Genomic DNA, 21,300 nt, shown 5'->3' on the forward strand with positions numbered 1-21,300 from the left:
GCTCCCGCTGCCGCCAAGAAAGCTGCTCCGGCTGCTCCCAAAAAGAAGTAATCACGGATGAACACGGATTCGACAGATTAGTCGGATGCTGTTCGCCTGGATTATGCAAAAGAAAAGGCCTCACCTATCCGGTGAGGCCTTTTTTTATGGCTCGCAGCCATCGTGGCTTACACTACCTTAATGAGGTAGTAGTTTTTCTTGCCCTTCTGCGCCACCACGTACTTGTCGTGCAGCAGCGGCAGCTCGGCGGCCTGCTGCTCCAGCGTAGCCTTGGCGCGGTTCAAACTCACGCCGCCGGCCTGAATCATCTTCTTAGCCTCGCCTTTGGAGGGGAAGATGACGGCGTTGGTGGCCTCGCTCAGCAGGCTGATGACGTTGTGCTCCGAGAGGCTGGCGCGGGGCACCTCCACGTGGGGCACGCCGGCAAATACGTCGAGTAGCGTGGCTTCGTCGAGCGAAGCCAGCTCCCCGCCGCCGAACAGCACCTGCGAGGCCGCCACGGCCGCCTCGTAGGCCGCCTGGCCGTGCACGCGGATGGTCACGTCCTGGGCCAGGGCTTTCTGCAGGGTGCGCAGGTGCGGGGCCTGGGCGTGCTCAGCTTCCAGCGCTTCGATTTCCGGCTGGCTCAGCAGCGTGAACACGCGGATGAGGCGGGGCACGTCGGCGTCGGCGGCGTTGAGGAAGAACTGGTAGAACTGGTACGGGCTCGTCATGGCGCCATCGAGCCACACGGTGCCGGTTTCGCTCTTGCCGTACTTGGTGCCGTCGGACTTAGTGATGAGCTGGCCGGTGAGGGCGTAGGCCTTGCCCTCGCCGCCCGACATGCGCCGGATCAGCTCGGTGCCGGTGGTGATGTTGCCCCACTGGTCACTGGCGCCCATCTGCAGGGTGGTGCCCAACTCTTTGTAGAGGTGGAAGAAGTCGTAGCCCTGCAGCAGTTGGTAGCTAAACTCGGTGTAGCTGATGCCAGTCTCTTCTAAATTCTCCCAAATACTTCCCTTGAAAGCCTCTCCAAATTTCTCGCTTTTCGCTTCAAAATCAGGATCAGAGAGCTGCTGTACAAGTGAAAGAATACCTAACGTAAACTGAATTTCTTTCACTGCCTCGTCTACTTTCCCTTCATTGATAAGCTCAACAGCAGAGTTAAGGTTGGAAGAAGCAGTGTCAATTGTGTTGTGAATTCTTCCAACGGTTTTGTTGATGCCTATTCGTTTCTGCACAGAATCTTTAGACATCATGTAGTTCACGGTAAGGTGCTTGCCCACTTCGCGCAGAAACTGCAGGAAGTTGAAGTCCTTGAACCAGTCGTAGTTGTTCACCACCCGCGCGCCGGTGGGCGAGTCGTCGAACACCAGGAACTTCTCTAGCTGGGCCTGAATACCGGCCTGGTTGCGGCGCAGGGCTTCTTCATCGAGCAGGTTGCGCTCGGCCGATTTGCCCGATGGGTCGCCAATCATGCCAGTGGCACCGCCCACCAGGGCCAGGGGCCGGTGCCCGGCCCGCTGCAGGTGCACCAGCAGCATGATGGTGGCCAGGTTGCCGATGTGCAAAGAAGGCGCGGTGGGGTCGAAGCCGATGTAGCCGGTGATGGGCGCGTTCTTCAGCAGGTGCTCCTCGGTGCCGGGCATCATGTCGTGAAACATGCCCCGCCAGCGCAGTTCGTCTATTAAGTTCAAGGGTGAAGTTGTGAAGTGGTGAAGTTGTGAATTAGGCGGTGGTTGTAGGATAAAGACACGACAGACACGGCCAACTCACGCAAGTAAGAGGCGCAAAGGTAAAAAGGCCTGTGGTACATTTGCAGTCCAAGTGAAAGCCGCGGCGGGATTGCGCCGTGGGGCCTTCACAACTTCATCACTTCACAACTTCACCCTTGACCGCCTCGCCCGACGAAATCCTGAAGCAGCTCCAGCAGCGGCAGTTTGCGCCCGTGTACTTTCTGCAGGGGGAGGAGCCGTACTATATCGATCTGCTGGCCGATCTGCTGGAAAAGCACGTGCTGCCCGAGCATGAGAAAGGCTTCAACCAGGTGGTCATGTACGGCAAGGACACCGACGTGGCCGGCATTCTGGGCCAGGCCAAGCGCTTCCCCATGATGGCGGAACGCTCGGTAGTTATTGTGAAGGAGGCCCAGGCCGTGGCCGATCTGGAGGCCGAGAAGTCGTGGCCGTTTCTGGAGGCCTACCTACGCAACCCGCTGCAAAGCACGGTGCTGGTGTTCTGCTACAAGCACAAGACGCTGGATGCGCGCAAAAAGCTGGGCAAGCTGCTGGCCGGCGACAAAAAGGACCCCGCCCCGGCCGGTACCGTGCTCATGACCAGCAAGAAGCTCTACGATAACCAGGTGGCACCCTGGCTGAGCAACTACGTGCGCTCGAAAAACCAGCAGATTACGCCCCAGGCCACGGCCATGCTGGCCGAGTACATCGGCGGAGAGCTGGGCCGCCTCACCAACGAGGTGGACAAGATGCTCATCAACCTGCTGCCCGGCCATAGCATCGACGAGGACCTAGTGCAGCGCATGGTGGGCATCAGCAAGGAGTACAACATCTTCGAGCTGCAGAGCGCCCTGGTGCGCCGCGACGTGCTCAAAGCCAACCGCATCCTGCTCTACTTCGAGGCCAACCCCAAGAACAACCCGCTCATCCCGAACCTAACGCTGCTGTTCAATTACTTTTCCCGCCTGCTGGCTCTGCACCAGAATCCCAACCCCTCCGAAGCCGACTGGCTGAAAATGGGCCTGCGCTTCCCCATCCAGCGCAAAGACTACCAGACCGGCCTGAAGGTGTTCGACTTCCACCGCACCCGCGACATCGTGCACCTCATCCGCCGCGCCGACGCCCAGAGCAAAGGCATCGACTCGGGCTCTATGACCGACGGTGAAATCCTGCGCGAGCTGATCTGGCTGATCATCCACCCGGTGCCACTGCACGCGGTAGTAGGGCAGTAGAGGACGAGTTAAGGTTACCTTGAAGAGTAGGTGACGGCAGGGGGCGTGAGTAGTGTATACTTAGTTAATATGATGGAGCGTAGTCGTAAACTGAAGTGGTATTGGCTGCTTGCGACGCTGTTCATAATGGGAGGGTTATGGATGACATACCCGCTCGACCATAGTCTGCTGCCAGCTCTGTTAGGTGCCGGATTTGCCTCCTTTTTCCTGTACGCCGTAATCTGGCTGCTGCGCCGCATCCTGAAACCCCGCCCCAAACGAAATGTGCCCTGACTGCTTCCCGGCCGGGTTGTACGGTTTTCCCTCGTGGTGGGAATATGAGGCGTTTGAGCAGCACCTGCTCCGCAAGCCGCTGATGATGCTGCCGGCTGAGGAGGCACCATCGGCGGAGCCGGTGGTGCGTTTTGCGTGCCCGACGTGCCGGGAAGTATGGGTGCTGTCGGAGCCGGAGGGAGCGTGGCGGGGCTATTTCCTGCCGGTGGCCGCTGCCGCCGCTTATGGCCGCTGGCTGGCCCTGCGCGAGAAGCTGCGCCGGCTCGGCGGCTTCGGGCTGTTGCTGGCGGCGACACTGCATTGCGGGTGGCGGTGGTGGGGAGCGTTCGGGGTGTGGGGAGTAGTTGTCGGTGCCGGGTTGGATGGTGGGAAGTACTTGGTAGAGCAAAATAGAAAGAGGTTTGAAACTATGTCGGTACAATTAATGTATAGACATTGATTTTCATTTTCGCGGACCGCATATCTGGCCGAAGCATCGCACCTACGGGACGGGGTCGGCACGATTTCGCGGTGCAGCGGGGAGACGCCTACTTCTTTCTATTACACTAGCATGAACATTCTGAACGTCATTTCCAGCCCCCGCGGCGGCGCTTCCTTCAGCATCAAACTGGCCAACGGCATCATCGAAAAGCTGCAAGCCGCTTATCCCGACAGCACCGTAACCACCCGCGACCTGGCCACGCATCCGTTCCCGCAGCTGGAAGAAGCCAAGCTGCAGTCTTTCTTCACGCCGCCCGCCAACCGCACGCCCGAGCAGCAAGAAGCCGCCCGCCACTCCGACGACGCCATTGCCGAGCTGCAAGCCGCCGACATCATCGTTATCGGCGCACCACTCTACAACTTCGGCATCCCGTCCACGCTCAAAGCCTGGATTGACCACATTGCCCGCGCCGGCATCACGTTCAAGTACGTCGATAACGCACCTCTGGGCCTGGTAACCGGCAAGAAAGTGTACGTGGCCATGTCCAGCGGCGGCATCTACTCAGAAGGCCCTGCTGCCGGCTTCGACTTCGTGGCTCCGTACCTGCAGGCCGTCCTCGGCTTCCTGGGCATGACCGACGTAACGGTAGTGCGCGTGGAAGGCGTTGCCATCCCTGGCGTACAGGATACGGCCTTGGAAAATGCCCTGAACAGCGTGAGTATCCCAGAGCCGGCCGAACTTACCGCGTAGCCAGCAGCAACGGCGTAGAGACGCAAGACCTTGCGTCACTACGCCGTTGCTGATGTTGTTAAAAATTCACGCTTCGAGTCGTTCAACGACGAGACGCAACATGTTGTGTCTTTACATCGGCTGCTTCCAGCTTAACCCGCTAGTGAAGATCCATAGCTGGTTCCCTCATTACCAGAAAAGCCCGTCCGGCTTCCCATTGGGGAAATCGGGCGGGCTTTTCTGCTTGGCGGGGGGCCTGTTGAGATGCGCGGGTGTCCCTGAAGCCCCGGTCTATTTAGGAGCCTACGATACCCGCTGATAAGCCCAAGGTACCCGCCTTGGAACGCCCGCGCTGACAGCTCCGGAGAACCAAAGGAAATTTTTCCTCGTTAATCAGAAAAAATTCCATAAGTTCGATTCGCTAACCGGAAATTTACCATGGCCACACCTGCTCATCAACCCAAGATTACGGCCCCCATGCCGGCGGCTTTGCGCAAAAAATGGGCCGCCTGGGGCCGGGCCGGGCAGGACGCCTACGCCTTGGTGATGGAGGCCCGCAAAGGTGTGCCGGCGGCCACGGTGTTTGAGGTGGCCGAGGCCTACCAGCTGCAGGCCCAGGAGCTGGAGGCCATCTACGAGCTATCCACCAAAACCCTGCGCACCTACTCCCAGGAAAAGAAAAACCTGAGCGCAGCCAGCAGCGAGAAAACGCTTAAAATCATCAGCCTCTACAACCTGGGGCTGGAGGTGTTCGGCAACGCGGCCGCATACCTGCGCTGGCTCGACAAGCCCGCCCACGGCCTCGACGGCGAGATTCCGCTGCGGCTGCTGGAAACCAGCGGCGGCATTGATCTGGTGGCCGAGGAACTCACGCGCATCGCCTACGGCGACTTGTCGTAACCGGGAGAATCTGCATGCTGGTATACCGCATCTGCTTGGCCAAGTACGCCGACGACCTGTTCGCCTCGGGCTACCGGGCGCGCTGGAATTTCAAGGACCAGTTCGTGATTTACACGGCCGCTACCCGCGCCCTGGCCTGCCTCGAAAACGTGGTGCACCGCAGCGGCGAGGGCCTCACCGACCAGTTCCGGGTGCTGGTAATTGAAGTGCCCGACGACGTGCTGATCGAAGAAATCAGCCCCGCCCAGCTCCCCGCCGACTGGGAAAAAGCCAGCCGCTACGCCGTGTGCCAGCCCCTCGGCGACGCCTGGTACCGCCGCCGCAGCTCGGCTGTGCTGCGCGTGCCCTCGTCCATCGTACCCCAAGAATTCAACTACATCCTGCACAGCCGCCACCCCGATTTCAAGCGCATCCGCATCGTGGCCCGGGAGGAGTTTCGGTTCGACTCGCGCATCAAGGCGCAGGATGTGGGTTGAGTGCAGACCAGGATGGATAAGAAGATTTTGACGCTGCTACTTGGGCTGACGTGCCGCTATAGTATAGCGCAACAGCCGCAGAAAGTTACTCGTCTGAGAATATCGGTTTCAGAGATGTTTGCCCACCGGGAGTACGTACTTACCGATAGCACAATTCAGGTTGAGCTACATGGGTTAGGCATCCGGGATGCATTGTTTACCAGAGTAATAACACCAGCGGAACGGAGTGCGCTGTTTGCCCCACTGGACCAAGTGTATTTGTCCACGCTAAAAAGCCACTACCGAAACGGCGGCACCGACTCCCACCAGCCCAGCTACACGTTCACAGTGGTGAAGGAAAGTTTCATCAAGCAAATCAGACTGGATGACTACCGACTCAGCTGTCTGATAGGCGTTTCGGAGAAGCTGGATAGGCTTCTTCCTGAGGCCTTCCGGCTACGCTACGCCACTGAAGTGACCAAGTGATTTTTTCTACTATCTCCGCTGCCTTTCCTATGCAAGTCCTCGACATCATCCCCGTATCCCCCAAAGAAACCTTCCTCATCGGCCACCTGACGGGGCCGGTGCAGCCGGGCAAGTGGGCGCTGCGCCTGAACGGCGAAACCGTGGCCGTGCTCGATATTGTGGGCGAGGCCCAGGTCCAGACCGGGCCTAAGGGCAAGCTGCTGCCGCCCCGCGTGCTGGAATGCCGCGGCCCGGTAGACCGCCGCGCCATCGACTTCACCCGCGACGAGGTGACGCTGGAGCGGCAGTAGCTAATACCGCTCCTCGCCGCGGGCCGAGCTGAGGTCCAGCAGATACTCGCAGGCTTTATGGAAACCGTCCGTTTCATCAGGGCTACGGCGTGCCACCATATTATAGCCGCTGGCCTGATGGGCTTCGAGCAGCCAGTAGGCACCATCTAGCATAAGAACGGGCTGGCAGGCAGATGTACGTTGGAACTGGTATTGTGCCAATAGCTGCCGAAAATGCTGCAGCTGTTGATGCGTGACCGGCAAGACAGTATCAGCCGAGTCTATGAGTTGTGCCCGGCGTTTTCCTTCAGCTACGCTCCTAATAAATTCAGGATCGGCCATCGTCTGAGTATAATATTTCTGTGCACGAGTCCGCTCGCCGGCGGTTACGGTGGGTGATAGGCTATCCGGATGCTGGACAGTTAGCATATGAAAGCCCGGCTTCTTGTCGAGAACCTGAGTACGCAGCGAAGCCCCTTCTTCATTGGCACTGAGCGTCAGAAGTACTGGTAAGTGAAAGGAGCGAAGCCAAAGAAATCGATACGTATCCGTGCCTAGGTAATAATTGGACAGGACTGGTGCTTTGAAATACGTCAGCGCATAGGAGGCATATTTCATTTCGTCAGTACAGTTCATCACACTTTCGTCGATGACGTACGAAGTCGGGCGCTTGCTCTTAGAAACATAAGTGGCAGGCAGTGAATCCGCCGCCGGAAAATAGAACGTGGTGGAGTCCCGTGGATGGCCCTGGGCATCGGAAATGGCCGGGTTTTGCGGGTAGCTGCCCGCAGAATCAGTGGGAGCGGAGCAGCCGGCCAGCAGCAGGAGCGGGAGCAGCAAACAGGAGCGTTGCATGGGGGAGAGGCTGGCGGATAAACAGCGGACCGAAGGTAACTGCCGCCTTTCGGCTACACCAAACCCACCTAATCCCTCGTTACCACTAGCTAAAAGGCGATTCTGCCGCAACCCAAGCGCGTTTTTCGCTACTTTTGGCCAACTCCGGCCCTGGTGGGGCCGCTTCCCGTAACGCCGAGCAATGAAGTTATTCCCCCGGATTGCGCTGGCCGCTTCCCTCAGCGCCGCGGCGCCGCTGGCCGCCCAAGCCCAGCAAACCCAGGTGTTCGCCTCCGACGAGCGCCATTTCCAGGAAGGCCTGGAGCTGTTCGACCGTGGCAAGTATGGCGCCGCCCAGCAGGCGTTCCAGCGCTACCTCGACCTGACCCAGCGCCGCACCGGCGAGCTAGCCGAGGGCCGCACCATCGACGCCGAGTACTACTACGCCGTGGCCGGCCTCTACCTGTTCCACCCCGACGCCGAGGACCGGATTCTGGCCTTTGCGCGCCAAAACCCGGCCCACCCCAAGGCCGCCGTGGCGTTTTTCGAGCTGGGCAAGTTCTACTTCGACAAGAAGGACTACGTCAAGGCCATCGACTACCTGCAGCGCGTGGGCACCGACAACCTGAGCACCGAGCAACGTGCCGAGTCGGAGTTCAAGCTGGGCTACAGCTACTTCGCGCAGAAGGAGTTCGACAAGGCCAAGCTGCAGTTCGACCGCAACAAGCAGGGCACCCACGAGTACCGCTACGCCAGCTCCTACTACGCCGGCTACTTGGCCTACCGCGCCGGCGACTACGCCGGAGCCCGCCAGGACCTGGCCGTGGCCGAGCAGAACGACGCCTACCGCCCCGTGGTGCCGGCCGTGATGAGCCAGATCTACTACAAGGAAGGCAACTTCGACGGCCTGATCGACTACGGCACCAAGGCCCTGGCCCAGACGCCGCCGCCGCAGTCAGCCGACGAGATTCAGCTGCTGGTGGGCGACGCCTACTATCAGAAGCAGGACTTCAAGCAGGCCGCCGAATATTTCGACAAGTATGCCGCCGGCCGCAAGAAGATCGAGCCCGAGGTGCAGTACAAAATCGGGTATGCCAACTACAAGCAGGGCGACTTCAAGGGTGCTATCGGCTCGTTTAAGGGCGTGGCCGCCCGCCGCGACTCGCTGGGGCAGAATGCCGCCTACCACCTGGGGCTGAGCTACCTGCAAACCAGCCAGAAGCAGCTGGCCCTAAACTCGTTTGACGCGGCCCGCAAAGCCAGCTTCGACCGGAACATCACCGAAAACGCCACCCTCAAGTACGCGCAGATCAACTACGAGCTGGGCAACACGCCGGAGGTAATTGCGGCCCTCAAGGACTTCGGCAAGAAGTACCCGCGCTCCAAAAACCGCGAAGCCGCCGACGACATCCTGAGCGAGAGTTTCCTGAATTCCTCCGACTACGCCCAGGCTCTCAACTACCTCGACAACCTCGACGACCGTAGCGCCAAGCTCGACGCTACCTACCAGCGCGTATCCTACCTGCAGGCCGCTACGCTCTACAACAACGCCCGCTACACCGAGGCTCTGCCGCTGCTCGACAAGAGCCTGAAGTACCCCCAGGACGACGCGCTGCGCGCCGCTGCCCAGGTGCTGAAAGGCGAAATCTACAGCGTGGGCCAGCAGTACCAGCCCGCCATTACGGCCTACACCGCCGCGGCCCGCACCGCCCGCTCTGGCGGCGTCACGCCCGACGAGAAGGTGTTCGAGCAGAAGGCCCGCTACGGCCTCGGCTATGCCTACTACAACACCCAGCAGTACGACCGCGCCCGGCCGCAGTTCCAGGCCTGGCTGCAGGACCCGGTGGCCAAGCCCGTCGACCCCAACTACTATGACGTGAGTCTGCGCCTGGCCGACACCTACTACGTAGCCAAAAACTACACCCAGGCGCTGGAACTCTACAACAAAGTCATTGCGGCCAATGCTGCCGACAAAGACTACGCCTACTACCAGAAAAGCGTGGTGCTGGGTTTGCTGGGCCGCCGCGACGAAGCGGCCAGCACACTCGGCACGCTGTTGCGCACCTCGCCCACCTCGCGCTACGCCGACGACGCCGTGTACCAGCAGGCCCAGCTGGATTTCGAGGCGGGCTCGTTTCAGCAGGCCGTGGATGGCTTCTCGCGCCTGATTACCAACCGCCCCAACTCGGCCCTCATCCCGCAGGCGCTGCACAAGCGCGGTGTGGCCTACGCCAACCTGGAGCAGCACGATAAGGCCGCCGCCGACTTCAAACAGGTGCTGAGCCAGTATCCGCGCACCAAAGCGGCTAGCAGCGCCATCTACTCGCTGCAGGAAAGTTTGTCGGCGCAGGGCAAGACCGAGGAATTCGACCAGTATCTGGCCCAGTTCAAGCAGCAGAACCCCGACAGCAAAGCCACCGAAAGCGTGGAGTTTGAGGCCGCCAAGTCGCTGTACCTGGCCGAGAAGTACGCCCAGGCCATTCCGCGCCTGGAGTCGTACCTGAAGCAGTATCCCGATAACGCCCTGGCGGCTGATGGCCGCTACTTCCTGGCCGACGCGCTGCTGCGCACTGGCAAGAAGGCCGAGGCGCTGCCGAAGCTGAAAGCTGTGGTACAGGAAGGTAAGTCGGAGTTTGTGAACCGCGCCGTGGGCCGGGTGGCCGAATTGGAGTTCGAGAACAAGAACTACCCCGAGGCCATCAGTTACTACACGCGACTGCGCACGTCGTCGCAGAACAAGCGCGAAATTGCCAATGCCGGGCTGGGGCTGATGCGCAGCTACTACGAAAGCGGCGACCTGGAAAACACGCGCCGCGTGGCCCAGGAGCTGCAGACGCAGGCCGCTTCGCCCACCGCTACCAACGCCGCGCTGCTCTACCTGGGCAAGGCCAGCTTCAAGGCCGGCAACTTCGACCAGGCCATTACGGAGCTGAACACAGCCGCCACGGCGGCGGCGGCCGATGAAAACGGCGCTGAAGCCCAGTACCTGGTGGCCGATGCGCTGTATCAGCAGAAGAAGTACCCAGAAGCCCTCGACGCCGCCTACAAAACCAACACCTCCAACTACGAGCTGTGGCAGGGCCGGGGCTTCCTGCTCATCTCCGACATCTACGCCGCGCAGGGTGAAAACTTCCAGGCCCGCGCCACCCTCAACTCTATCATCGACAACAAATTTCCAGTGGCCGAGGTGATTGACGGGGCCAAGAAGCGCCTCGCCGCGCTGCCTTCCGACAGCCCGGCCGGCGGCACCAAACCCGCCCCGACCAAGCCCACGACCACCAAGCCCGGCACCAGCAAAGCCCCGGCCACGCCCAAGGGCAAAACCGCCGGCCGCAGCTCCCTGCTGCCCAGCACTGCCCAGCCCACCGACACCATCAGCAACCGCACCGATGGGCCGGTAGGCGAGGAGGAATAGGCGCAAGCTTGCTTGTGTATCCTGAAATAGTTGTCTGAATATTAATTGGTTGCTGCAGCGTATCTCAACCGATGCCTGCACTGAATCCACTCCCGAACTTATGACGCTTCATCCGTCGAAAATGCTGGCGCTGGCCGGCCTGCTGGCCGCCGTGCCCGCCGTGGCCCAGGCCCAGACTACGCGCCCCAACCCTCGCGGCAAGATTGAGGAGGCCGAAATCGAAATCGTAAAAGAGCGGGTCAACCAGCTGCCCGAAGCCACCCGCAACTTCGAGAAAATCACCATCGCGCCGCCCACCAAAACCGCGGCCCAGGTGCCGTATACTTACCCCGACTACAAGCTGCCGTCGGACCTGCTCAACCCCTCGGTGCGGGTGCTCACCATCCGGCAAGAGGAGCTGACCCCGCAGACCGGCAACTACCTCAAGGCCGGCATCGGCAACTACGGCACCTTCCTGGGGCGCGCCCACCTGCACAACACTCGCAGTAACTCGGCCTCCTACGGGCTCGATTTGAACCACCTGTCGTCGAGCCGCGGCCCGATTGACAAGCAGAACTCCGGCCAAAGCCGCACCAGCCTGGGCGTGCACGGTGAAACCTACAGCGGCAGCACGGCGCTGGGCGCTAAGGTGGACATCGGGCGGGAGCGGTACAACTTCTACGGCTACAACCGCGACCGGCCCGTGCTGCCCGAAGCCGACAGCCTCAAGCAAACCTTCTTCCGGGCCGATGCCAAGGTGTACGCCCGTAACCGCGCCACCGACGCCGCCTTCCAGTACGACGTGGCCCTGGGCTTCCGGCACTGGAACGACCGGTTTGAGGCCAAGGAAAACAACATCTACGCCGAGCTGCGCTCCAGCTACGCCCTCACGGAAACCAGCCGCGTGACCGTCAACGGCGACCTGTCGTTTATCTCCTTCAAGGATTCGCTGAGCTACCGCCGGCCCTTCGTGCAGGTGACGCCCGCCTACAACCTCACCCTGAACCGCCTGGCCCTGACCGTGGGCGCCACCCTGGGCTACACCGGCGACACCATCCGCGACGTGTCGCAGTTCAAGGTGTACCCGGCCGTGCGGGTGGGCTACACCGTTACGGAAGACAAGTTCGTGGTCTTTGCCGGTTTGGGCGGCGGTCTGCAGCGCGTGAGCATGTACGACCTGACCACCGAAAACCCCTGGCTGGCCCCCAACCAGCGCGTAGCCGACACCCACCGCGGGCCCACGCTGTACTTCGGCTTCCAGGCCGCGCCGGCCCGGGCGCTGGAAGTGAATGCCAAGGTGACGCTCAGCAACGACCGGAACCTGTACTTCTACAACAACTCCCGCCGCGACTCCACCAAGTTTGACCTGGTCTACGACAAGAAAGCCACCCAGCTGCTCAACATCCACGGCGAAATCATCTACAACGCGGCCGAGAAAACCCGCATCGGCCTCAAGGCCGACTACAACGGCTACAACGTGAAGACGCTGGCCGAGGCCTTCCACCGGCCGGCCTTCCAGTCGGTGCTGTTTGCCTCGCACAACGTGTATGAAAAGCTGCTGCTGGGCGCTGAGCTCTACACCTATAGCTCCAGCTTCGGCTCGGGCTACCGCTACGGCGCCAATGCCCTGCAGCCCCGCGAATTCGTGCGCCCCACCGACTCCGTAATCGACCTGAATCTGCGCGCCGATTACCGCATTATGGAAAATCTAAGCATCTTTGCTCAAGGCAATAACCTGCTTAACCGGCAATATGAGCGGTTCCTCAACTACCCAGTGAAGGGAATCAACGTATTGGCCGGTGTCACCTACGACTTCTAAAATTAGTGCTTGGTGCCTGGTGCTTAGTGCATAGGTCGTGCAACGACCAGTTACTAAGCACCAAGCACCAGGCACTACGCACTAAAAATATATGCCGCTCTCCGACCATATCCGCACCCTGCTCCGGGACCATGACTGCGTCATCATCCCCGACTTTGGCGGCCTGATTGCCGACTACGCGCCTGCCCGCATTCATCCGGTGCGGCACACGCTGGCCCCGCCGGCCAAGCGCGTAGCCTTCAACCAGTCGCTGACCCGCAACGACGGGCTGCTGGTGGATGCGCTGAGCGCACGCCTGAACCTGAGCACGGCGCAGGCCCGCCAGCTGGTGCGCGAGGCCGTGGCCCGCATGCAGGAAGAACTGGACACCACCCAGCGCGCCGAATTGAGCGGTATTGGCACGTTCCGCCGCTCCGCCGGCCGCGGCCTGGAGTTTGAGTACACCGGCACCGACAACCTGCTGTCGGCCAGCTTTGGGCTGCCGGAGCTGGTGTCGCGCCCGGTGCGCGCTACCGATGCGCTGAACTCGCGCGAGCGGCAGCCGGCCGTGCCGCAGCTGGCCACCGTGCGCCGCCGCGCCGCGCGGCTGGTCTACAACGCGCTTACCGCCGTGGTAGTAGGCCTGATGTTCTCGGCCAGCTATATGTTCGCCGATCAGCAGGGCTATCTGCCCCAGAGTCTGCGCCTGCCGGCTTTCCGGGAGGTAAGCGCTAACACGCCGCAAATCCAGCCAGTAGTAACCGCGCCAGCCATCAGCCGCCAGCAGGCGGCCCTCACGCCCGCCGATAACTACGTGGCTCCGGCGCCAGCCGCCGCTACCCCGGCCGCTGAAGTAGCTGTAGCTACGCCCGCCGTGGCCACCAAGCCCGCCGCTGCTCCGGTGGCGGCCGTGGTGCGGAAAGCGCCGGTAGCCGCGCCGGTGGTGAAAGCCGCGCCGGCCGCTGCCGCCAAGGCCGTAGCCGTGAAGCCCGTGAGCAAGGACGTGCAGGGTCCGGCTGCCAAATCGGCCAAAGCCGCCGTGAAAGCGCCGGGTTGGGAAAAAGCCCGGGCCGGTAATGCAACCCCGGTAGCCAGCACCGCGACAATTAACAGCCGCACCAACCGTTACTACGTGGTGGCCGGTTCCTACACCAGCCTCGCCAATGCCGAGAAAGGCCGTCAGGCCCTGATTCGGTTGGGCCACCCGGCCCGCGTGATTCTGCCGCAGGCCGGCAGCCGGCAGTTCAAGCTCTCCGTTGCCGATTACGCCGACCGCACCTCGGCCGACCGGCAGGCCACCATCCTGCGCAAGCGGATGGGTTCCTCTCTCTGGGTACTCAATTACTAGCATGACCGTATTGCTTTCCCTGCTGCTTCAGATGCAAGTCGGCAGCGCGCCCGCCGCCGGCGCGGCCACCGCCGACTCCACCGCCACGGCCGCCAACGCGGCTGCCAACGCCGCCGCCGCCGACCTCTCGCTGGTGGATTTGATTGTGAAGGGCGGGGGCATCATGATTCCGCTGTTTCTGCTCTCGTTTGTGTCGCTCTACATCATCATTGAGCGCTACATCACCATCCGCAAAGCCGCGGCCGTGCCCGAGTCGTTCATGCCCGGCATCCGCAACCTGATGGTGAAAGGCGACCTGCAGGGGGCCAAAATGCTGTGCGCCCAGACGGCCACGCCGCTGGCCCGCATGATTGAAAAGGGCATTCGCCGCATCGGGCTGCCGCTGAAAGACATCGAAACCAGCGTGGAGAACGTCGGCAAGGTGGAAATTGCCCGCCTCGAAAAGAACATCAGTATCCTAGGCATCATTGCCGGCATTGCGCCGATGCTGGGCTTCGTGGGTACCATCATCGGGGTTATCAAGATCTTCTATGCCATCAGCGCCACCGGCGACTTCGGCATTGCCCAGATTTCGGGCGGTCTGTACACCAAGATGGTTACCTCGGCCACCGGCCTGATTGTGGGTATCATTGCCCACATCGGCTACCACTGGCTCAGCATCATGGTCGAGCGCCTGGTGTTCCGCATGGAAAACTCGGCCATCGAGTTCATGGACATCCTGCAGGACAACTAAGTGAGCAACTGAGTAGCGGAGTAACTGAGTAGGTTTTCCTTCTGCTCAGTTGTCTGCACATCCACTCAGTTACTCCGCTACTCAGTTACTCTATGAACCTCAGCCGCCGCCGTAAGCTTTCCTCGCACGTCGAAACCAGCTCGATGAACGACATCATGTTCTTTTTGATGCTGTTCTTCCTGATTGTGTCGACGATGGTGAACCCCAACATCATCAAACTGATGCTGCCCAATGCCAAAAGCAGCAAGCAGATGATGAAGCAGCCCATTACGATTTCCGTGGACGCGGCCGGCGGTTATTTCATCGACCGGCAGCCGACCAGCGCCGCGCAGTTGGAAGGCGAGCTGCAGCGCCGCGTGCAGGGCCTTGACAGCCCTATCGCCGTGCTGCGCGTAGATGCCTCCCTGAATGTGCAGAAGCTCGTAGACATCCTGGAAATCGGCAACCGCCTCAAGATTAAAATGGTGATGGCCACCCAGGCCCAGCAGGCCGCTGGGAAATAAGTTGGGTGATGAGGTATATGAAGTGAAGACGTGAAGAGGAAGCGGGCGAGGAAGTTCATCTGGCCTCTTGTTCTGAACCATTAGTACTTTACCTCCCTTACCTAGTCACCTGATTTCTTCATCACCTCATCACCGCAATGGAATACCGCGAAGAACATCGGAAAGAAGCCCTGGTTGGCACCGTGCTGCTGCACGCGGCCCTGGCTGCCGTGTTCTTCTTCACCGTGTTCAAAGGCCCTGATCCGCCCCTCGACGCGCTGGGTGGCGACGGCGTGGAGCTGAACTATGGCGTGGACGAAGCCGGCTCCGGCGACATCCAGAGCCTGGCCACCGCCAACGACTCGCGCAACCGCGAGGACAGCCGCCCGCCCGCCTCCAACCCCGACCCGCAGCCCACGCCGCCGCAGCCCCAGACGGCGCCGCCCGTACCGCAGCAGGCCGCCGAGGCCCGCACCGTCACGAGTGAGGCCGAGGAAAGCCCCGTAACGGCCCCGCCCGTGGAAAAGCCGTCGCCGGCCCCGCGTGAGGAGGTAAAGGAAGCCCCCCGGCCCGTGGAGCGCCCGCGCACGCTCTACACGCCCAAAGGCAGCGCCAATGGAGGCGGCAACGGCGTAAACGGCAGCAGCAACGCACCCACCGGCAACAACAACGGCGACCGGCCCGGCTCCGTCGGCGACCAGGGCGACCCGAATGGCTCGCTGGATGCCAAGGCCCTCTACGGGCAGCCCGGCAGCGGCGGCAGCGGCAGCAGCCCCGGCTCCGGCGGCCTCGAAATGAGCGGCTGGGCCTTCGTGAACCGACCCACGGCTCCGGCTATCGACAACAACTCCGGCTTCGTGCGCTTCAAGATTAAAGTGAGTGCCGACGGCGAAGTGGAGGCCGTGACCAAGGTATCCGGCAACGTATCGGCGGCGCAGGAGCGGGCCTGCCGCGACGCGCTGGAAAACGCCGAGTTCCGCCGCACCAACTCCGCCAACGGCGGCGGCACCGGCTTCTACACGTTCCGCTTCACGGTGCGCTAGACTTTCAAACGCTTAAAATCATACCGGGCCGCCGGCTGGAGAAATCCGGCCGGCGGCTTTGTTTTGCGGGCCGTAGCGCGAACTTTGTAGTTCGCGCCTTCGCGCCGTTGCAGTTATCTGAACGGTGCGGGGGCGCGCACTACAAAGTGCGCGCTACTGCTTTCCTGCCTCCATGACCTACCAGCAAACCCTCGATTACCTCTATAGCCATCTGCCCATGTTTCAGCGGGTGGGCGAGGCCGGCTACAAGCCGGGGCTGGAACGAACGGAGGCGCTGGCCGCGGCCATGGGGAACCCCGAGCGGCAGCTGCGCTGCGTGCACGTGGCGGGCACCAACGGCAAGGGCAGCAGCTCCAACCTGCTGGCGGCGGTGCTGCAGGCAGCCGGCTACAAGGTGGGCCTCTACACCTCGCCCCACCTCAAGGAATTCACGGAGCGCATCAAAATCAACGGGCAGGACCTGACGCCGGAATATCTGGTGGCGTGGGTGGCCCGCTGGCAGCCGCTGTTTGCCGAGCTGCAGCCCTCGTTTTTTGAGATGTGCGTGGCCCTGGCCTTCGTCTACTTCGCCGAGGAGCAGGTAGACGTGGCCGTGGTGGAAGTGGGGCTGGGCGGACGCCTGGATTCCACCAACATCATCACGCCGCTCGTCTCGCTCATCACCAACATCAGCTACGACCACCAGAACCTGCTCGGCAACACGCTGCCGCTGATTGCGGGCGAGAAGGCCGGCATCATCAAGCCCGGCGTGCCGGCCATCATCAGCCAGACCCAGCCCGAAGTGCAGGCGGTGTTCGAGCAGAAAGCTGCTGCCGAACAGGCCCCGTTGCGCTTCGCCGATCAGCACTACCTGGCCGAGCTGGCCGCGCCCACGGCCCCCGCCGACGACACCCAGCTCCTCACCATCACCCAACCCGACGGCCAGCTGCTGCTCTCCAAACTAGAGCTGGGCTTGGTGGGCGACTACCAGCGCCTGAACCTGCCCGGCGTGCTGGCCGTGGTGGACGAACTGCGCCGCCAGGGCTTCACGATTCCGGAGGCCGCCGTGCGCGAAGGGCTGCGCGAGGTGCGCCGCCTCACCGGGTTTCTGGGCCGCTGGACCATCCTGGGCCGCCAGCCGCTGGTTATCTGCGACACGGGCCACAACGAGGCGGGCATTCGCTTCATCGTGGGGCAGCTGGCGCGCCTGCCGATGCAGCGGCTGCACTTTGTGCTGGGCGTGGTGAATGACAAGGATGTGAGCAAGATGCTGAGTCTACTGCCGCCGCACGCCACCTACTACTTCTGCCAGGCCAACATTCCGCGGGCCCTGCCAGCTGCGGAGCTGGCTGAGCGCGCCGCGGCCGTAGGCCTGCATGGTAGCGTGTACGGCCCGGTGCCGGTAGCCGTGCAGGCCGCCCGCGCCGCCGCCGGCCCCGATGATGTGGTGTTCATCGGGGGCAGTACCTTTGTGGTTGCCGAAGTGGACTTTTAGGGAAGTCGTTATTTGTTGTTCGTCGTTCGTTTTTCGGCGACTCATTGAACAATGAAAAACTACCGGCCCATTTGCTTCGAAAAACGAACGACGAACAACAAATAACGACCCAGTGCCCCGTATCAAACTCCAACGCTTCGCCGAAAACGCCGAACGGCCCGACATTGTAGAACCCGGCAAAGCCAATTACGAGCAGCTGCGCGGCCGCTGGCACGAAGACTTCTTCGGCACGCCGCACCCCATCACGCTGGAAGTGGGCTGCGGCAAGGGCGAATACACGGTGGGTCTGGCCGCCCGCTACTCGGAGCGCAGCTTTCTGGGGCTCGACATCAAGGGCGAAAGAATCTGGCGCGGCAGCAAGCGGGCCGAGGAGCAGGGTTTGCGCAACGTCGGCTTCGTGCGCACCCGGGCTCACGACCTGCTGCAGCATTTCGCGCCCGCCGAGCTAACTGAAATCTGGATAACCTTTCCCGACCCGCGCCCCCGCGACCGGGATATAAAGCGCCGCCTGACCTCGCCGCGCTTCCTCGACCTGTACCGGCAGATTCTGCAGCCCGGCGGCCTCGTGCACCTCAAAACCGACAACGAAGCCCTGTTCGACTACACCCTGGAAGTGCTAGCCGAGCGGCCCGGCGTACAGATCCTGGCCCAGACCAAAGACCTCTACGCCACGCCCGAGCTGCTCCCGCACGCCGAGGACATCGTCACGAACTTCGAGAGCAAGTACCGCGCCCAGGGCGTGCCCATCAAGTACGTGCAGTTTCAGCTAAGTTAGGTTCCCGCAAACAGCCAAGTCGGCTGCGTAGAACGCTCCGCGTCATAGTCGAAAGTATGCAACCGTTGCCCGTTCTGGATACTGCGCAGCTGTTCCCGGTGGTGGATGCGCACCTGATTGCGCTGCTGCGGACTCTGGCCCCGGCCGACTGGGAGCAACCTACGCTGGCCCCGCAGTGGCGGGTGCGCGACGTGGCCCTGCACCTGCTCGACGGAAACCTGCGGACCTTGTCCATGCTGCGCGACGGGCATTTTGGGGGCGCCGGGCCCGCCAGCCCGGCCTACGCCGACGTGGTGGAGTACCTCAACGGCCTCAACAACGAGTGGGTAGCTGCCGGCCAGCGTCTCAGCCCAGCCATCCTCACGTGGCTGCTGGAGCTGAGCGGGCCGGCCTACAGTGCCTACATCAGCTCGTTGCCGCCTTTTGAGGTGGCCGCCTTCCCAGTGGCCTGGGCCGGCGAAGAAACGTCCCTCAATTGGTTTCACGTAGCCCGCGAGTACACCGAAAAGTGGCACCATCAGCAGCAGATCCGGCAGGCGGTAGGGCAGGAGGCGGCGCTTTTCGCGCCTGAGCTGTATCAGCCGTTTCTGAGTACCTGCCTGCGGGCGCTGCCGCACCACTACCGCAAGGTGCCGGCCCCCGCAGGCGCGGTGGTGGCGCTGGCTATTACGGGCGCGGGGGGCGGCAGCTGGTATCTGCGGCGGGCCGAAACCAGCTGGGAGCTGGGCACCGGGTATACCGGGCCGGTAGCTACCCAAATCATACTGGACGGGAGCGTGGCGTGGCGACTGTTCACGAAAAGCCTGCCGCGCGAGCTGGCGGTACAGCACATGCAAGTGGAGGGCGACAGGGCGTTGGCCGACCCGCTGCTTGGTCTGATAACCGTGATGGCCTGACGGCCCGCTAGCGGCCTGAAGCTGGCAGGCCTACGCCTCCAGCTCCTCGAACACGGCTTCCAACTCGGTGAAGTCGCGCAGGCCGGGCTTGATTTCGTCGCCGCCTTCCAGCACGATGCCGGCGGGGCGCACCGTTTCCACCAGTTTCCGGACGGAGCCGCCGGTGCTGGCCGCAAAGCCGGCCCCCAGCCACAGCGGGAACATGCGGGCCTGTTGGATGAGGTGGGTCAGCTGGGTGGCCGAAAGCGGCTGGGCGGGCGGTGTGGCCAGCACGAAGCCGGCCAGATGGTGTTGCTGGTCGCGGAAACGGGTGTCCACGTCTTCGGGCAGCATATCCGGAATCCAGGAAACCAGCTTCTGGGTCGGCAGCAGCAGCTGGGCCAGGTCGGCGGGAGTGCGGCGCCGGTGCAGCAGCAGCCCGTGCAGGTTGCAGCGCTGGCCCAGCTCGTTGATGTCTTCAGCAGGCAGCTTCTCAAACTCGCCGACCAGCTCCACGCCGGCCACCCAGCCGCTGATTTCCTGCACGGCCTCGGGCGTGAGGTAGCCGGGCAGGGCCGGGTCGAGCAGGAAGGAAAGGCGGTCGGCCCCCATGCCGGCGCAGTAGCGGGCATCGGAGAGGTTGTTGATACCGCGCACCAGCACGGACGTAAGCAAGGCCATAGCAAAAACAGAATTAGACGGGCCAGCGGCTTAAAAGCGGCTGGCCGCAACGAACGGAGCGCGAAAGTACAGATTCCGGCCGGCCCGGCGCGTTTCTGCGGGCGGGTTTCGGCCGGGAAGAAACCACGAGCCCGCCGCGGTTGTTATCTTTGCCACTGCGGCCACGGGCCTTGACCCCGCGGGCGCCTCTTTCTATGACGCAATTTGCACCCTCGACGCCTGCCGCTCCGCGCGGCCGCGTCCTCGTCGCCATGAGCGGCGGCATTGATTCCTCGGTAGCGGCTGTGCTTCTGCACGAGCAAGGCTACGAAGTGGTGGGGATGACCATGAAAACCTGGGACTACGCCTCGGCCGGCGGCTCCAAAAAGGAAACCGGCTGCTGCTCCCTCGACAGCATCAACGACGCCCGCCAGATTGCCGTGGACCTCGGCTTTCCGCACTACATCATCGATATCCGGGATGAGTTCGGCGACTTCGTGATTTCCAACTTCACCGAGGAATACCTGGCTGGCCGCACGCCCAACCCCTGCGTGCTCTGCAACACCCACATCAAGTGGGACGCGCTGCTGCGCCGCGCCGACCAGCTCGGCTGCGAGTTCATTGCCACCGGCCACTACGCCCAGGTGCGCCACGAAGACGGGCGCTACGTCATCAGCAAAGGCCTCGACGAAAACAAAGACCAGAGCTACGCGCTGTGGGGCGTCAGCCAGGAAAGCTTGGCCCGCACATTGTTTCCGCTGGGCAAGATGCGCAAAACCGAAATCTATGACGAGGCGCGCCGCCGCGGCTTCACCGAGCTGGTGAACAAGCCCGAGAGCTACGAAATCTGCTTCATTCCCGACAACGACTACCGGGGCTTCCTGCGCCGCCGCGTGCCGGGCCTAGAGGAGCGCGTGGCGGGCGGCAAGTTTGTGTTGCGCGACGGCACCGTGCTTGGCACCCACGAAGGCTACCCGTTCTACACCATCGGGCAGCGCAAAGGGCTGGGCGTGGCGCTGGGCTACCCGGCCTACGTCACCGAAATCCGGCCCGATACCAACGAGGTGGTGCTGGGCAATTTCGATGACCTGGCCAGCTCGCGCACCACGGTGGGCAAGCTGAACATGGGCAAGTTTGCCTCGCTGGAAGGCCGCGGGCTGGTGCCGAGCCGCACCAAAGTGCGCTACAACCACAACGGCGGCGCGGCCGCCTTCCTGGAGCAGATCGGCGACAAAATCCACGTGTACTTCGAGGAGCCCGTGCACGCCGTGACGCCCGGCCAGGCCGCCGTGTTCTACGACGGCGACGACGTAATTGGCGGCGGCTGGATTGAGCGTCACACCATCGGCGAAACTCCCGTATCTTCGGAAGCCGCGGCCGCCTGTTAGGCCGCCCCTATTTACA

Annotated in this window: 19 protein-coding genes; 16 read left to right on the top strand and 3 right to left on the bottom strand. The window is 62.3% G+C overall.

From position 1 onward, the window contains the following. Positions 1-167 precede the first annotated feature (167 nt). Positions 168-1,676 (bottom strand): tyrosine--tRNA ligase, encoded by a 1,509-nt coding sequence (gene tyrS / locus O9Z63_RS07115; protein ID WP_270128613.1) that lies wholly within the window; start codon positions 1,674-1,676, stop codon positions 168-170. A gap of 194 nt (positions 1,677-1,870) precedes the next feature. Between tyrS and holA the strand changes: the two genes are divergently transcribed. The 6 genes from holA (at position 1,871) to O9Z63_RS07145 (ending at position 6,501) form a co-directional block, all read left to right on the top strand. Further along, positions 1,871-2,947 (top strand): DNA polymerase III subunit delta, encoded by a 1,077-nt coding sequence (gene holA, locus O9Z63_RS07120; protein WP_270128614.1) that lies wholly within the window; start codon positions 1,871-1,873, stop codon positions 2,945-2,947. A gap of 289 nt (positions 2,948-3,236) precedes the next feature. After that, positions 3,237-3,659 (top strand): hypothetical protein, encoded by a 423-nt coding sequence (locus O9Z63_RS07125; protein WP_270128615.1) that lies wholly within the window; start codon positions 3,237-3,239, stop codon positions 3,657-3,659. A 111-nt stretch (positions 3,660-3,770) separates the two neighbouring features. Further along, complete coding sequence (locus O9Z63_RS07130) at positions 3,771-4,391, top strand: FMN-dependent NADH-azoreductase (protein WP_270128616.1); 621 nt, start codon at positions 3,771-3,773, stop codon at positions 4,389-4,391. Positions 4,392-4,808: 417 nt separating this feature from the next. Continuing rightward, the gene (parS, locus tag O9Z63_RS07135; protein WP_269561073.1) at positions 4,809-5,270 is read left to right on the top strand and encodes a type II RES/Xre toxin-antitoxin system antitoxin; all 462 of its coding nucleotides are present in this window, start codon (positions 4,809-4,811) and stop codon (positions 5,268-5,270) included. A 14-nt stretch (positions 5,271-5,284) separates the two neighbouring features. After that, the gene (locus tag O9Z63_RS07140) at positions 5,285-5,746 is read left to right on the top strand and encodes an RES family NAD+ phosphorylase (protein ID WP_044017715.1); all 462 of its coding nucleotides are present in this window, start codon (positions 5,285-5,287) and stop codon (positions 5,744-5,746) included. A gap of 494 nt (positions 5,747-6,240) precedes the next feature. Next, entirely contained in the window at positions 6,241-6,501 is a 261-nt protein-coding gene (locus O9Z63_RS07145) for a hypothetical protein (RefSeq protein ID WP_269561075.1), read from the top strand. On the opposite strand, the gene O9Z63_RS07150 is transcribed toward O9Z63_RS07145, so the two are convergent. Next, positions 6,502-7,335 (bottom strand): hypothetical protein, encoded by an 834-nt coding sequence (locus O9Z63_RS07150; protein ID WP_270128617.1) that lies wholly within the window; start codon positions 7,333-7,335, stop codon positions 6,502-6,504. Positions 7,336-7,516: 181 nt separating this feature from the next. On the opposite strand from O9Z63_RS07150, the gene O9Z63_RS07155 reads away from it, so the two are divergent. The 9 genes from O9Z63_RS07155 (at position 7,517) to O9Z63_RS07195 (ending at position 19,257) form a co-directional block, all read left to right on the top strand. Further along, positions 7,517-10,729 carry a tetratricopeptide repeat protein gene (locus O9Z63_RS07155; RefSeq protein WP_270128618.1) on the top strand — a complete coding sequence of 1,071 codons (3,213 nt, stop codon included), beginning with the start codon at positions 7,517-7,519 and terminating at the stop codon, positions 10,727-10,729. Between the two features lie 100 nt (positions 10,730-10,829). After that, positions 10,830-12,527, top strand: a complete 1,698-nt coding sequence (locus O9Z63_RS07160) for a TonB-dependent receptor (protein ID WP_270128619.1) — start codon at positions 10,830-10,832, stop codon at positions 12,525-12,527. A 91-nt stretch (positions 12,528-12,618) separates the two neighbouring features. Beyond that, entirely contained in the window at positions 12,619-13,854 is a 1,236-nt protein-coding gene (locus O9Z63_RS07165) for an HU domain-containing protein (protein ID WP_270128620.1), read from the top strand. Position 13,855: 1 nt separating this feature from the next. Beyond that, positions 13,856-14,587, top strand: a complete 732-nt coding sequence (locus O9Z63_RS07170; protein WP_269561080.1) for a MotA/TolQ/ExbB proton channel family protein — start codon at positions 13,856-13,858, stop codon at positions 14,585-14,587. Positions 14,588-14,679: 92 nt separating this feature from the next. Continuing rightward, positions 14,680-15,090: an ExbD/TolR family protein gene (locus tag O9Z63_RS07175; protein ID WP_270128621.1), complete on the top strand. Its 411-nt coding sequence runs from the start codon at positions 14,680-14,682 to the stop codon at positions 15,088-15,090. 137 nt (positions 15,091-15,227) lie between these two features. Beyond that, a complete protein-coding gene (locus O9Z63_RS07180; RefSeq protein ID WP_044017709.1) occupies positions 15,228-16,112 on the top strand; it encodes a hypothetical protein in 885 nt (294 codons plus the stop codon). A 172-nt stretch (positions 16,113-16,284) separates the two neighbouring features. Then, positions 16,285-17,586: a bifunctional folylpolyglutamate synthase/dihydrofolate synthase gene (locus O9Z63_RS07185; RefSeq protein WP_270128622.1), complete on the top strand. Its 1,302-nt coding sequence runs from the start codon at positions 16,285-16,287 to the stop codon at positions 17,584-17,586. A gap of 112 nt (positions 17,587-17,698) precedes the next feature. Next, positions 17,699-18,361, top strand: coding sequence for a tRNA (guanosine(46)-N7)-methyltransferase TrmB (gene trmB / locus O9Z63_RS07190; RefSeq protein ID WP_270128623.1), 663 nt, complete (start codon positions 17,699-17,701; stop codon positions 18,359-18,361). 56 nt (positions 18,362-18,417) lie between these two features. Then, positions 18,418-19,257: a maleylpyruvate isomerase N-terminal domain-containing protein gene (locus tag O9Z63_RS07195; RefSeq protein WP_270128624.1), complete on the top strand. Its 840-nt coding sequence runs from the start codon at positions 18,418-18,420 to the stop codon at positions 19,255-19,257. A gap of 30 nt (positions 19,258-19,287) precedes the next feature. Here O9Z63_RS07195 and O9Z63_RS07200 read toward each other — a convergent pair whose 3' ends face one another. Further along, positions 19,288-19,917 (bottom strand): beta/alpha barrel domain-containing protein, encoded by a 630-nt coding sequence (locus tag O9Z63_RS07200; RefSeq protein ID WP_270128625.1) that lies wholly within the window; start codon positions 19,915-19,917, stop codon positions 19,288-19,290. 194 nt (positions 19,918-20,111) lie between these two features. On the opposite strand from O9Z63_RS07200, the gene mnmA reads away from it, so the two are divergent. Next, the gene (gene mnmA, locus O9Z63_RS07205) at positions 20,112-21,284 is read left to right on the top strand and encodes a tRNA 2-thiouridine(34) synthase MnmA (protein WP_270128626.1); all 1,173 of its coding nucleotides are present in this window, start codon (positions 20,112-20,114) and stop codon (positions 21,282-21,284) included. Positions 21,285-21,300: the final 16 nt, after the last annotated feature.

The sequence above is a fragment of the Hymenobacter yonginensis genome (assembly GCF_027625995.1).
Taxonomy (GTDB): Bacteria; Bacteroidota; Bacteroidia; order Cytophagales; family Hymenobacteraceae; genus Hymenobacter; species Hymenobacter yonginensis.